The organism is Nitrosomonas aestuarii, from assembly GCF_003046585.1.
Lineage (GTDB): Bacteria > Pseudomonadota > Gammaproteobacteria > Burkholderiales > Nitrosomonadaceae > Nitrosomonas > Nitrosomonas aestuarii.
Genome location: NZ_QAAE01000009.1, coordinates 65,642 through 79,845, shown reverse-complemented (window position 1 = coordinate 79,845; position 14,204 = coordinate 65,642). Strand labels below are relative to the sequence as shown.

Annotated in this window: 12 protein-coding genes and 1 pseudogene; 9 read left to right on the top strand and 4 right to left on the bottom strand. The window is 45.0% G+C overall.

Annotated elements, in window-relative coordinates; all coding sequences use genetic code 11:
* Positions 1 to 139: 139 nt before the first annotated feature.
* Positions 140 to 318: pseudogene (locus tag C8R11_RS16715) on the top strand (IS3 family transposase); the annotation flags it as partial.
* A 167-nt stretch (positions 319 to 485) separates the two neighbouring features.
* Here C8R11_RS16715 and C8R11_RS09345 read toward each other — a convergent pair.
* On the bottom strand, positions 486 to 2,138 hold the full coding sequence (locus tag C8R11_RS09345) for a diguanylate cyclase (protein WP_107795462.1): 1,653 nt from the start codon (positions 2,136 to 2,138) through the stop codon (positions 486 to 488).
* Between the two features lie 321 nt (positions 2,139 to 2,459).
* Here C8R11_RS09345 and C8R11_RS09340 point away from each other — a divergent pair, with 321 nt between their 5' ends.
* Both C8R11_RS09340 and C8R11_RS09335 read left to right on the top strand, forming a co-directional pair.
* The gene (locus C8R11_RS09340) at positions 2,460 to 3,326 is read left to right on the top strand and encodes an alpha/beta hydrolase (protein WP_107795461.1); all 867 of its coding nucleotides are present in this window, start codon (positions 2,460 to 2,462) and stop codon (positions 3,324 to 3,326) included.
* 148 nt (positions 3,327 to 3,474) lie between these two features.
* Positions 3,475 to 3,921, top strand: coding sequence for a universal stress protein (locus C8R11_RS09335; protein ID WP_107795460.1), 447 nt, complete (start codon positions 3,475 to 3,477; stop codon positions 3,919 to 3,921).
* A gap of 25 nt (positions 3,922 to 3,946) precedes the next feature.
* Here C8R11_RS09335 and C8R11_RS09330 read toward each other — a convergent pair whose 3' ends face one another.
* Positions 3,947 to 4,753, bottom strand: a complete 807-nt coding sequence (locus C8R11_RS09330) for an outer membrane protein assembly factor BamD (RefSeq protein WP_090699462.1) — start codon at positions 4,751 to 4,753, stop codon at positions 3,947 to 3,949.
* A 21-nt stretch (positions 4,754 to 4,774) separates the two neighbouring features.
* Between C8R11_RS09330 and rluD the strand changes: the two genes are divergently transcribed.
* A complete protein-coding gene (rluD, locus tag C8R11_RS09325) occupies positions 4,775 to 5,779 on the top strand; it encodes a 23S rRNA pseudouridine(1911/1915/1917) synthase RluD (RefSeq protein ID WP_107795459.1) in 1,005 nt (334 codons plus the stop codon).
* Here rluD and C8R11_RS09320 read toward each other — a convergent pair.
* Together C8R11_RS09320 and C8R11_RS09315 are read right to left on the bottom strand one after the other, a co-directional pair.
* A complete protein-coding gene (locus C8R11_RS09320) occupies positions 5,774 to 6,682 on the bottom strand; it encodes a LysR family transcriptional regulator (RefSeq protein WP_090699464.1) in 909 nt (302 codons plus the stop codon). The genes rluD and C8R11_RS09320 overlap by 6 nt on opposite strands.
* 769 nt (positions 6,683 to 7,451) lie before the next feature.
* Positions 7,452 to 8,675, bottom strand: a complete 1,224-nt coding sequence (locus tag C8R11_RS09315; RefSeq protein ID WP_090699314.1) for a porin — start codon at positions 8,673 to 8,675, stop codon at positions 7,452 to 7,454.
* 437 nt (positions 8,676 to 9,112) lie between these two features.
* Here C8R11_RS09315 and glyQ point away from each other — a divergent pair, with 437 nt between their 5' ends.
* From glyQ to C8R11_RS09290, 5 genes are read left to right on the top strand one after another with little or no spacing between them, the layout of a single operon-like run.
* Complete coding sequence (gene glyQ / locus C8R11_RS09310; RefSeq protein ID WP_107795458.1) at positions 9,113 to 10,054, top strand: glycine--tRNA ligase subunit alpha; 942 nt, start codon at positions 9,113 to 9,115, stop codon at positions 10,052 to 10,054.
* Positions 10,051 to 12,150: a glycine--tRNA ligase subunit beta gene (gene glyS, locus C8R11_RS09305; RefSeq protein WP_107795457.1), complete on the top strand. Its 2,100-nt coding sequence runs from the start codon at positions 10,051 to 10,053 to the stop codon at positions 12,148 to 12,150. The genes glyQ and glyS overlap by 4 nt, the downstream gene beginning before the upstream one ends.
* 1 nt (position 12,151) lies before the next feature.
* Positions 12,152 to 12,691 (top strand): D-glycero-beta-D-manno-heptose 1,7-bisphosphate 7-phosphatase, encoded by a 540-nt coding sequence (gene gmhB / locus C8R11_RS09300; RefSeq protein WP_107795456.1) that lies wholly within the window; start codon positions 12,152 to 12,154, stop codon positions 12,689 to 12,691.
* Positions 12,691 to 13,452, top strand: coding sequence for a lysophospholipid acyltransferase family protein (locus C8R11_RS09295; RefSeq protein WP_181258217.1), 762 nt, complete (start codon positions 12,691 to 12,693; stop codon positions 13,450 to 13,452). Before gmhB ends, C8R11_RS09295 begins: the two co-directional genes overlap by 1 nt.
* 2 nt (positions 13,453 to 13,454) lie before the next feature.
* On the top strand, positions 13,455 to 14,177 hold the full coding sequence (locus tag C8R11_RS09290; RefSeq protein WP_107795455.1) for a M48 family metallopeptidase: 723 nt from the start codon (positions 13,455 to 13,457) through the stop codon (positions 14,175 to 14,177).
* The last annotated feature ends 27 nt before the right edge of the window (positions 14,178 to 14,204 follow it).

Genomic DNA, 14,204 nt, shown 5'->3' with positions numbered 1-14,204 from the left:
TAATTTATAAATGAATCAATTTGTTATTGTTTTGCAATCGTTAATTGCTACCATATCTATCTTAATAGATTGTAGTAAGCAAGTAAACTGTCCAAAGGCACAGTAACCAGTGAGAAGTAGCCACAGATACTTGGACACCGGAGCGCCGGACATATTCAATACGTACCAAGGTTCCCAGTATACCAGTAAGGCCTTCACCAAGGTATCGAAGGATCACAGCATTGAACCAGCATGGATGGCAAGGGAACCCTGCAGAGACAATTGTTTGTCGAGCGTTTGTGGCGCAGCGTAAAATATGAGGAGGTTTATCTCAATGCTGATCAATGCTGATGAATCGGCATCTGGATGCCAAACACTGCGATTATTGGCAATATGAGCGAAAAGAATGACGTTAGTCAGAAAAATCCGAACTGCGCATTCATTTCAAGTCAAGATTACTGTTTTACAGTGCATAATCACACGACGAATTTCTGAACAAGCTTCGATCAATCATCTGCATTGGTCGTTACCTGATTACGCCCCTTCCTTTTTGCATCATGAAGCGCCTTATCGGCAGCTTCGCTGACACTTTTCACATCCGGGAAATGCTTAATATCCGCAATACCACAGCTAAACGTGACTTTAAATTCCCTGTTATCACTCATATGAAGCAGACGCGAAAATACTTTACGTATCTCATCGATCACTTTGGCAGCTTCTGGCGCATTGGTGTCTGTCATAATAACTGCGAATTCCTCACCGCCATAACGGCCAACTATATCTGTGCCACGCAACCGTTGTTTGAGTAATCGCGCCAAACTCTTTAGAACGCGGTCACCTGCTGCATGTCCATAAGTATCATTCACTTTCTTGAAAAAATCGACATCAATCATAGCGAATGATAACGGGGTTTTTAATCTATTCGAACGTACAATTTCTCGCCCGAGTTGCTCTTTAATCGCAGTATGATTAAACAAGCCAGTCAATCCGTCTCGTACCATTAATCCACGCAGCAAACGTGCTCTCCGCACGCGCATGGTAACAGCGGAAACCAGCCGTTTTGGATCAATAGGTTTGACCAGAAAATCATCACCCGCCAGACACATCGCTTCCAATTGCGTATTAAAATCATTTTCTGATGATAAATAAACTATCGGCACACTCAGCAGGCCATCTATCTGACGGATCACTTTCGCAAGCTCAATACCACTGCATTCAGGCATATAAACATCTATTAAAATCAAATCCGGATTAAATTCCAGCAGTGTTTTCATGACTGCATCCGTCTTTTCAACCGCTCTCACAACCATGCCAGACAGCTCAAGCACCGCAGCATGATATTCCAGGACTGTTGTGCTATCGTCGATGATCAATACACGAAAAGGTTCCTGAGTTTGCGGCACAGCAAATGAATCAAGTTGATCGATAAGCTCAGCAGAATTGATCGGTTTTGTAAGATACGCAACGCCACCTGCCCGCACCGCTTCCAAGCGTGTCGCCAAATCATCATTTGGAGAGATGAACATAACCTGTAAGGGATCAGTCATTTCCTGCTTAATTTCTTTCATGATTCTGACACCGGCCATAGGATCATCCGAAAATTCGACGTTCATTAACACAATGGCATTAGGATCTTCTTTGATCGCCGCACGGAATTTGTCCAACTGACCGAAAGCCTCAACTTCATATCCGTAATAACTCAACTGCAAAGCCAATTCCTGCGCAGCTTCCTGATCATCATCCACAACAAAAATACGACATACTTCGTCTGAGTCGGGATGACTGCTGTTAAGCTTTTCTACGATAATTTGCGTATGCTCATTCTTTGGTTTGTGAGCCCATTGGTTTAACGCCTGCAACTGCAAATGTATCTCGTTACTTTGCGGTTCATCTACAGATGCTTTATTCTGCAGCAGTATTTTTAAAGCCTGTTCCAACGTATCTGCAATCTGACTTAACTCTTCAAATCCAAAAGTCCTACTTGAACCTACCAAACCATGCACTTTGCGATGCACTATTTGCAGTGTCTCAACATTCCAATCATTTTGAAGCTGTTGCCACATTGTTTCTATATCTTCAGCCTTCTCTGGAAGTTCTTTGATAAATGCATCTGCCAACTGGTGCATTTTTTCTTGAAAGTCAGTTACAGAACTATTCATGGTAGGTTACCTAATTTGTAAAAAAATGATTATATCAATGCCTCGATCAAGCAGGCATGCCTGACACTCCATCAACTTAACAAGGATGAGCAGTTCCTTTCAGCAATACTGATGGAATACTAGTACTGCATCCAGGTTACTTAAATTACGATTACTGGTTGAAAAGTACCTTTTTTTATGACACCACTTTGAAATCTATTACATTGCATGGGAAGTTTTCCTGCGAATCAGCATGCATTAACATTCAGTTATCTATTCTTTGTTTACAAATTAAATTGTAACATTAGGACTTTCAGAATATTAGAACTATTCAAAAAGAACATGTTAAAACCCATATTCGCGTATTTTTCCGGCTTTGTGGTGCTCAGCATAATTATTGGCTTTCTTATCGGCGAGATAGTCACGGGCCCGGCTGCCACTGCGACAGAATCCTTATTGACTGACTTACCGGTACATTCAGTTAAAATCCCGTCTTCTGATGGTACATATATCTATGGCTGGCTCGTGCATGGGGAACAAGATGGCAATGGCGCAGTATTGCTCGTACATTCGATACGCAGCAACCGCGTGGAAATGCTGAGCCGTGCACGCTTCTTAACCGCACAAGGATACCACGTACTTCTTATAGATTTGCAAGCACATGGCGAAACACCCGGCGACCGAATTACATTCGGTGCCCGCGAGTCAGAAAATGTTGAAACTTCCATCAATTTTTTACGCAAAACTTTTCCCAATGAACGCATTGCCGCAATTGGCGTGTCATTAGGCGCAGCAGCCATCGTGTTAGCAAAACATGATCTGAAGCTGAGTGCAGTAGTAGTGGAATCGCTGCATCCAACAATAGAAGAAGCTGTTGAAAATCGATTGAAACTGTTTTTGGGTGAACCGGGTAAATTTTTCCTCCCTCTATTACTTGCTCAAATCTCTTTTTTTACCGATACCCCTATTGAAGAACTGAGCCCCATTAAGCGCATCAATAATCTTAATTCACCACTACTGATTATTTCCGGGACAAACGACAAGCATACGACACCCCCAGAGACCGCACGCTTGTTTGACGCCGCAAGAGAACCCAAGGAACTCTGGATTGTACCCGGAGCAGGACACTTCAATATGCACGATTATGCTGGCAGAACATACGAACAGGAAGTGCTGGACTTTCTGTCACATTATCTCAATCCACGTTGACATCCTGTCGAGGACATGAAAGACATGACACCACAAACACGCAAGTTATATAGTAGAGTATAGCCTCAGCACACATAACAGCTGAGGAAGATGGGTTGTACTATTCTTTAACACAGCATCAACAAAAATATATTCAAAGAAAAACACTATGCATGCATACAACAGGATTCTGGTTGCGATTGATTTTTCAGATTATGGAAATTTAGTTGCCAAACAGGCACAGCATTTAGCCGAAAAATTTAATGCGGAACTTAACGTGATCCATATTTTGGACAATATTCCAATGCCCGACACGCCCTATGGCACATTGATATCGCTGGATGCGCAATCCTCCGATTTATTGCTGCAGGTTGAAAAAAACAAATTCATACAAATCTGCAATGACATGAATGTTCCACCAGCCAATCGCTGGTTGGTATGGGGTACGCCGCAACAGGAAATTACTGAATTTGCTCTGCGGGAGAGAATTGATTTGATTATTGTAGGCTCACACGGCCGACACGGATTAACCGCAATAATGGGTTCGACTGCCAAGAATCTGATCTTTCATGCCGAATGCGATGTGCTTACTGTGCATCTGCAGGACAATCAATAAAGCAATTCCGATTGAAGCGCTTCAATTACCAGATTTTCCACCAGAATGGGTTTTCAGTTTCATAGATATCTTCCAGAAATTCACTTTCCGGAAAATTTAGCTTTAAAACACGCTCGGCATCATCACTCAAATCATTCATGCCTAATGCATTATACGCTTGCGCCATGATAAAAAGTGCTTCCTCGGTCGCGGGCGTGCGCGGATATTCCCTTACAGCGTATTGCGCTCGATTTGCAGCCGCAACATAAGCCTTGCGCTTCATGTAGTAACGCGCCACATGCACTTCGTTCATGGCGATCACATTTAACAAATGTGCCATGCGCTGCCTTGCATCGGCTGCATACTTACTATCAGGAAAGCGTGTTACCAGTTCTTTGAAGTCTTCAAATGATTCACGAGATGCCTTGGAATCGCGCTCGCTCATATCCTGTTTCAAAAAACCACGCATCATAAAACTCATAATACCCCAATTATCATGATAATTAGCCAGCCCCTTGATATAATAAGCATAATCAACATTGGGGTGATTAGGGTGCAGTTTGATAAAACGATCGGCCGCCGCAATTGCCGACGCTTGTTCCTGGTCCTTATAGTGCGCATAAGCAGTCTCAAGTTGCGCCTGTTGCGCATAACGGCCATAGGGATAACGTGCTTCCAGTCCCTCAAATAATTTTATGGCAGCAGCATAATTACCGCTGTTTAATTTTTCTTTCGCCTCTGCATAAAATTTATTTGCAGACCAGTTATGATTCTCCTCTTTCTGCTCGGGCAGCAAACCACATGCAGAAAGCGTTGATATCAAAACCAATACTAAAACCAGATAATGCAGCATGAATATATTTCCGCAAAAAACATGAAACAAAATGATAATTATAACGCAAAGCCCTCATTATCCACATTGAATGAAACAGACGAAGCGATTATAAATTTAGTTATTCCAACTGATTACGCCGGATTACGTCTTGACCAGGCGCTTGCCAAATTACTACCGCATTGGTCACGTAATCGTATACAGTCATGGATCGGTGAAAAACGCATCATTCTGGATGGCAATACCTGCAGCACGAAACAAAAAGTGTGGGGCAATGAACAAATTCAGGTCTCGCCCAATTTTGATTCAGCAGCTAATTCTTATACCGCTGAAGCAATTACGCTGGACATCATTTTTGAAGATAACGCACTTATCGTAATCAACAAACCAGCGGGCATGGTAGTGCATCCTGGCAGCGGTAACTGGCATGGCACGTTATTAAATGCGTTGCTACACCACGCACCACAGTTAGAAAATGTGCCTCGGGCTGGTATTGTGCATCGACTGGACAAAAACACCAGCGGATTGCTGGTTGTTGCAAAAACAATCGAAGCGCAAACACAGTTAGTACGGCAACTGCAGCAACGCACTGTTAAACGTGATTATCTCGCGCTGGTACTCGGAGAAATTACTCAGAATGGAACAGTCGATGCACCGGTTGGCCGCCATCCTGTTCATCGCACTAAAATGGCTATAACAACCAGCGGAAAAACTGCGCGCACGCACTATAAAATGCTCGAATCATTAACAGGGTGTTCACTTCTGCAATGCAGCCTTGAAACTGGTCGCACGCACCAGATTCGCGTACATATGCATGCTATTCATCACCCTCTGGTAGGCGATCCTGTTTATGGCGGAAAACCCCGAAACACAACGCCTGAAACTGTACATTTATTAATGGAGTTTCCAAGACAGGCACTCCACGCATGGCAGCTGGGGCTGATTCACCCTGAAAACGGACAAACCATGCACTGGCATACCGAATTGCCCGACGATCTTGCGCATTTACTGCAGTTGCTTCGGGAACATCCTCAGACAAACTCATAAATCCTGATCCCAATAAGGCACCTTTCCAATACGATTTAACAGAAAATCAATAAAAGAACGCACTTTAGCCGGCACATGACGACTGGGCAGATAACATGCATAGACATAGCGTTCTACGGCAATATATTCAGACAATACTGCTTGCAGCTTTCCGCTTTGCAATTCTTTCCCCACCGTAAAAGTTGGCAATAATGCAATTCCCAAACCACCCAACACTGCCTGCGACAACGCATCATCATCGTTAATTCGTAATGTTCCCGAAACAGGAACAGCGATCACGCCTTCCGGCCCGGTAAAATTCCAATAGCCTTGCTCTCCCGAAAGAGTATAGTCCAAACAGTTATATTCAATCAGATCCTCAGGTGTCTGCGGAATGCCGTGTTGTTGAAAATATTGCGGCGTGGCACAAAGCTTACGCCTTACAGGCGCTAACTTGCGTGCCACCAAATTCAGGTCAGGTTCATTGGTAACACGAATCATGACATCATAGCCCTCCCCCACCAAATCGACAGGACGATCGGTGATGGTTAAATCAATGCGGATTTCAGGATAACGCGACAAAAAATCAGCCAATGCAGGTGCGACATGAAGCGTGCCAAAAGCAACAGATGCACTGACTTTTAACATGCCTCGGGGCTCAGCTTGTAAACTACTGACAAAACGTTCCGCTTGTTCAGCCTCATCAAGTATATGTGCTGAATGTTCAGCCAGCACTGTACCCGCTTCGGTCAGACTCAAGTGCCGGGTACTGCGGTTTAATAATTGTGCGCCCAGATTTTTTTCAAGCTTGGAAATCGCTTTGCTGACCGCAGAACGTGAAATATCCATTCGACGCGCAGCTTCTGCAAAACTGCCACTCTCCACAACGCGCGCAAAAATTACAAAAAGATTGAGATCCTGCATCATCTATAAAACACAATAACATTGTTAACTATATGGAAACAACATAATTCGATTCGCGGTACTTATCGAATCAAATTTATGTCTGTATGATTCGCTCTAAAGTGAGGTTGTGAGTAGGGATTATATGATTAGTTCCCGGTAACACTCAAATTTTATTGAGGAACCAATTGTCTTTATCAACGGACAAAACGAATAATGCCTACTCTCATAAACGATTTAAACATCACCTCAATGTAATGAACAAGCTGTTCTATTGTCAACCCAATAGAACGATGAGCTTAGGTGTTTTTAACCCTTACTCTCTCTTAATTCATTTTGATAATTGTTAAGACGAGTGTTAAATGGAGACAGACTGAAAATGAAAACCGAAAAAAAGACAGACTTACTTTTGTTAAATATTATTGGCGTTGTGGCATTAATAACCGCATTTTCTTTTATGTTTTTAACGCCCGCTGCAATTCTGTAACGTTCTGACGAAACGAGAGTAGCTATAAACCCAGCGAATTAGGAATGAACTGCAGTTTGACAGACTTTTCAACTGCAGCAAAAAAGAAAAGCATTGAACGTTCAGAAAAGTTTAAGAAAATACTCTTTTTCTAACGCGTTCAAGCGTACTAATAAAATATACGATTAAACAGCTCAATTTATCGTGATTAGAATGGCCGCCAACGGTCACATGCAACAAATGCGTAAGCAGCATTAACAGGAAGAAAAAAGATTATGAAAACATAATCTCTTTTCTTCTTTTTTTAAGAAAAACAATCAAAAATTAGAAGCGGAAAATACCACTTACAGACAACATGATTTGATCGTTGTCTTTGAAATTATCAAAGGCTTTATTTTCAGTTGTACGATCGTACCTGACCTCGGGACGAATGGTAAAACCCGCTATTGGCGTATAGTTCAAACCACCTGTTACACCAATATAGTTTTCAGCAAAACTGTTCACACGCGTACCATCGTCATCGCGAAACCATTCCATACGCAACCCGGCAGCCAGGTTATGCAGAATATCATAGAACAGATATTGATTAACGCCATACCATTCGGCAGAGCTATTTGTTGACGTACCGCTTTCTACTCCTAAATCATGCTGGAGCACGTAATGCAGTCTATCGGTAATGTCATGTTCAAACACGACACTATACATAGTACGGTTGTGATCTGCGCCTGGGCTTGCTGTTTCCACACTCCCCGTGATCAAAGAAGCAGTCAATGATGTTCTCTCATCATCGGTGGTATAAGCGATACCACCCAGGAAGTTGACTGGCTGATTAAAATGCGCATCCCAGCCGGTAACGGCACCACCTCTGAGGGTAATATTATTGTTAACCGGGTAAGTCAATAATGCGCCAGAATGCGTAAACGGTTCACCATACTGCATGGTATACGCATGAGAAAAGAAGAAGTTACCGGCTGCGGGCACTACTTCATATCCAATAATCGTATAAAAATGACCAATCTGAGCAGTAACCCCATTACCTATTGGAAGAAACACGTCCAGATAAGCCTGTGGAAATGCCAGCTTACGTTGATTATCGCTGTCTAAGATATTCGTATCAAAGTTTGAGGCAGTAGTGAAACGTGCATCTGTCCCATATAACAGATCAGCACGAAAACCGAAACTGATGCTATTTGAAGTGGTGTCCACTTCGCGTTCAATAAAACCATAAACCTGATGTAATTTAAATTCATTCGGACCATCATTAAAAGTAACCGGACCATTTCCATGGGAACTCTTTGAAGTACCTGTATTACCCGCAAAACCGATTTCAGTCCAGCCACCAAATCTTATACCCAGTGCTTTCATGAACGACGATTCATTGTATTTATAGCCGGTCACGCTCTCAATCAGACCCTTATCCCCTGACGACTCAATAAGCGAGTCCACATCAATCGAAAGCGATTTTTTATCGACTGAGGTGTCAGCATGAACCAATGATGAAACAAAAAATGCGCTGCACACAGCCAGCGCCAACCCTTTCTTTTTCATTTTCCTATGAGCAACCAAAGCGTAATCCTCCATATTTGCATATTTGATAATTCTACTTCATTATTATTTTTGAGCATGGCAGGTATACATTCTGAGTAAAACCGAGGTACGCAGAGCCAAAAACCATACCTTATGCAAGGTCAAGCATACTGAACGTATACTTAACGCGCAAATAATTTCTTCATTTTTTCAACAAGATTGCCACTATCTGTTGCATAATGTTCCCACTTTATTTTTACGTGGACAAAATTTGCCACTCTCAACTACATCAGCGCGCATTGACTTTGTGCAGTAAATTTTTTAATCGCGTTAAAAACTAGGTTGAGCACACCCTGAACCACTTTTTGCTTTTAGAGCAACATCAGTCTTTCGCGCCTGACACAAAACCCTGTAAAATTCGACTAACCAATCACTATCAAAGTTGTCGCAGACCTTTCATGAACACACATACATTCCAGGAAATTATTTTTACCCTGCAGCGTTACTGGGGCAAACAGGGTTGCGCAATCCTGCAACCTTATGACATGGAAGTGGGCGCAGGCACCAGTCACACCGCAACTTTCTTGCGTGCACTCGGACCCGAGCCATGGAAAACGGCATATGTACAGCCCTCCCGCCGCCCTAAGGATGGTCGTTATGGCAACAACCCTAACCGGCTTCAGCACTATTATCAATTTCAGGTCGCACTTAAACCCGCCCCCAAAAATATCCTGGATTTATATTTTGATTCGCTACGCGAACTGGGCTTCGATTTACAGCAAAATGATGTACGCCTGGTTGAGGATGACTGGGAAAACCCGACACTGGGTGCCTGGGGTTTGGGATGGGAGGCCTGGTTAAATGGTATGGAAGTAACTCAATTCACCTACTTTCAGCAGGTAGGGGGCATTAATTGCAAGCCCATTACCGGTGAAATCACGTATGGCCTGGAACGACTGGCTATGTATCTGCAGGGCGTGGAAAATGTTTTTGATCTCGTCTGGACAGAAGGACTGACTTATTATGATGTCTATCATCAAAATGAAGTGGAACAGTCTGTTTATAACTTCGAACAAAGCGATCCCGATTATTTATTCAACGCTTTCACCAGTCATGAAACACAGGCACGGCATTTAATTGAGCAACGGCTGGCATTGCCCGCCTACGAACAGGTTTTAAAAGCTGCCCATACTTTCAATTTACTTGATGCGCGGGGCGCGATTTCAGTTACCGAACGCGCAGCCTACATCGGGCGCATCCGCAACTTGTCGCGTAACGTCGCCCACGCCTATTATGCCAGCCGCGAACATCTCGATCCGCCATTTCCACTGGCACCGCGCGAATGGGTCGCACAAATGCCCAAATCCAAAGTGCTTAAAGAATCAACAGAGACAGCATGACAACAAAAAATTTACTGGTCGAATTACTGGTAGAAGAATTACCACCCAAATCTCTCAGGCAACTGGGTAACAGTTTTGCTGAATTAATTGTAACAAACCTGCAAACGCAAGATTTGATTAACGCCGGCACACAAAAAACCGTTTTTGCTTCACCCAGACGTTTGGCAGTCTGGATTGCGAATGTCAAGACACAGGCATCGGACAAGTCTGTTTCGCAAAAACTCATGCCGGTTAAAGTCGGCCTTGATGAAAGCGGACAACCGACGCCACCGTTACTTAAAAAATTAGCCAGTCTGGGCGCAGACGCTTCCGCCATACCCAGACTCAAACGTGTACAGGACGGTAAAACAGAAACATTATTTCTGGACAGTATTGTGACCGGCACACAATTAAACGAAGGCCTGCAAAATGCACTTGATGCAGTCATTAGTCAGTTGCCGATTCCCAAAGTAATGACATATCAACTGTCCGATGGCTGGGAAAGCGTTCATTTCGTCCGCCCCGCGCATGGCCTGGTTGCCCTGCATGGCGACGATATCCTGCCGGTTCAGGCATTAGGGCTGGATTCAGGGCGTGAAACGCAGGGGCACCGCTTTGAAGCAAAAAACAGAACTATTCAGCTAAAAAATGCTGACAGCTATGCACAGCAACTAACCGATGAGGGTGCAGTAATTCCCGGTTTTGATGACCGCCGGGCCGAAATCACACGCCAACTCACTGCTGCGGCTTCCCAGGCAAACCTCACGTTACTTCAGGATGATTCCCTATTAAACGAAGTTACCGCGCTGGTTGAACTGCCCAATGTGCTGATCGGGCAGTTTGAACCCGAATTTCTTGAAGTGCCGCAGGAATGCCTGATACTGACTATGAAAGCCAATCAGAAATATTTTCCACTGATGGGTGCCAATGAAAAACTAGCGAATAAGTTTTTACTGGTCTCCAATATACGGCCATCCGACCCCGGTCTGGTAATAACCGGTAACGAACGGGTGGTGCGCTCACGTTTAGCTGACGCCAAGTTTTTCTTTGACCAGGATCGAAAAAAAACGCTGGAATCAAGACTTTCGGGACTTGATCAGGTGGTTTATCACAACAAACTCGGCACCCAGGGGGAGCGTATCCAGCGGGTGCGCGTCATTGCCCGGTCAATCGCATTATTATTGGGCGGTGAAGCGCTCGCGGATGAAGCCGGGAAGGCTACGCTATTATCAAAGACAGATTTGCTCACCGAAATGGTCGGCGAGTTTCCTGAATTGCAAGGCATTATGGGTCATTATTACGCACTCCATGACGGACACAGTGAAGCCATCGCACATGCCATTGAAGATCATTACAAGCCACGTTTTGCCGGCGATGCATTACCGCGCAACACAGTCGGTATTTGCGTCGCATTGGCCGATAAGCTTGAAACACTGACCGGATTGTTCAGCATCAATCAGATTCCAACTGGCGATAAAGACCCGTTTGCATTGCGCCGACATGCATTAGGCGTGATTCGCATGCTGATTGAAAAAGAACTGCCTTTATCGCTGGATTTTTTGCTCAAGGAAGCCCGATTGGCTTTTGATGACAAATATCCGGCTACTGCGGAATCGCCATTACAGTTTATTTACGATCGCCTATCAGGCAACCTACGCGAGCAGGGATTCCAGTTACAAGAAATCGACGCCGTATTAAGCCAGTCACCGAAAGTATTGATGGATATACCCAAAAGACTCGAAGCCGTACGTGCATTTGAAAAATTACCCGAAGCAGCCAGTCTGGCCGCCGCCAACAAACGCGTGCACAATATTCTGGAAAAAAGCGAAAACAGCGACGAACCAATTAATACCAGTTTGCTCAAAGAACCTGCAGAAGCCGCGCTTTTTGAAACGCTGCAGAGCGTAAAATCTCAGGCGGACCGCGCATTTGACACCGGTCATTATACGCAATCACTACAAACTTTAGCCGCACTCAAGGAGCCGATCGACATATTTTTCGACAACGTCATGGTCAATACCGACGATGCAAATTTACGCACAAACCGACTTAGTCTGCTTAAACTGATGCACCAGGCGATGAATCGTGTGGCGGATCTATCCAAACTGGCCGGCTGACATGAAGCTGATTATTCTCGATCATAATGGTGTCATTAACCAAAGCAGCGAAACCTTCATCAAAACGCCGAATGAATGGCAACCCATCCCCGGCAGCATAGAAGCCATCGCCCGGCTGACGCATTCCGGCTATCGCATTGTTACCGCCACCAATCAATCCGGCATCGGACGTGGACTACTCGACATGGTGACTTTCAACGCGATTAACGACAAAATGTACAAAGCAGTCGCCCAGGCGGGCGGACGTATTGACTCCATCTTTTTCTGTCCGCACACTGGCACTGACAAATGCAACTGCCGCAAACCCAAAACCGGCATGTTCGTAGAAATCATGCAGCGTTACGGTACGGAACTAAAAAACGTACCCGCGGTTGGCGATGCATTACGCGATTTACAGGCAGCCGAAGCCGTGGGCGCATTGCCGATTCTATTGTTGACCGGCAAAGGAACCATCACTCAGGAACAGAACGAACTGCCGCCACGCACGTTGGTTTTTGACGACCTGTCTGCTGCAGTTGACGCCATAGTGAGGCAGGCTTAATGATCGCTTTTCTTCGCTCTGCACTCTACATGCTGTTACTTGTCATCATCACGCCGCCTTATGCGATTTTTACCCTGGCCTGCTTCCCACTCTCGCCGCATGCACGTTATCGGGTAACTTCAACCTGGACGCACATCATACTGTTTCTATTACACCATATCTGCGGTTTGCGCTACCGGATTCTGGGCGCGGAAAATATTCCAAAAACACCAAGCATCGTATTGTCCAAACACCAGTCCGCCTGGGAAACACTCGCTTTCCAGAAGATTTTTCCGCCACAGGTATGGGTACTAAAAAAAGAACTCTTGCGCATTCCTTTCTTCGGCTGGGGGTTGGCCATGACCAGCCCCATCGCCATTGACCGCAGCGCAGGCAGGAGCGCACTGGATCAGGTTGTTGAGCAGGGACATGACCGCCTGAAGAATGGATTCTGGGTAGTCATTTTTCCGGAAGGTACGCGCATTCCACCCGGACGAAAGGGCAGGTACCGTATTGGCGGCGCCTGGCTGGCTACGCACACCAACACTTTAGTGGTACCGGTCGCACATAACGCGGGCGAACTCTGGGCCAGAAACGCTTTTACCAAAAAACCCGGCACCATCACCGTCAGTATCGGCAAACCGATTGACCCGGCAGGTATGGAAGCCAATGAACTGAACCTGCTGGTCGAAAACTGGATTGAAAACGAAGTAGCGCACATCAGCCAGCGGCAACCAGCTGAAAGAATCACCGATCCCAGCACGAATAACAACAACGCATAACCATGCTGCACCAGATCCACCTGTCAGGTAAGAATATCGACTATCAGCTCAAACGCAGCCGGCGCAGATCAATCGGTCTAAAAATCAACCACCGGGGACTGCAAGTCAGCGTCCCATTCAACCTGCCCATTACTGACATCGATTCCGTGCTGCGCAATAAAGCCGATTGGATACTCAAGAAACTCGCAACATGGCATGACAAAATACCGTTGAATTCCGTCGGCACAGAACATGTCAACGGGCCATATCTTTTGCTGGGCGGTTTCTGGAAACCGGCACTATCGGCGTGCAGGCAAATTCAAATGACACCTGCGCATGACAATGCTGCAACAATTTCATCAGACTTTGATACACTCTTTAGGCTCGAACAAATCCGGAAATGGATCATGGCCTGGTACCAGCAACAGGCGGTTACCTGTTTCAGCGAGCGCATTGCGCTTTATGCGGAGAAACTGAATGTCCCCAAACCATCCTTTAAATTATCGCAGGCCAGAACACGCTGGGGCAGTTGCAACAGCCGCAGCATAATCCGGCTGAACTGGCAGCTCATTCAACTACCCTTGTATTTGATCGACTATGTTGTCGCACATGAGCTCTGCCATCTGATCGAAATGAATCATTCAAAAGCCTTCTGGAAACTGGTCGCCAGTATTTACCCGGATTATCAGCAGGCGCGTAGTGAATTGAAGAAATATAAGTTCGTTCATCCAGTCACTACAATGTGACACAATTAATTCAGAAAATTTCGCTAA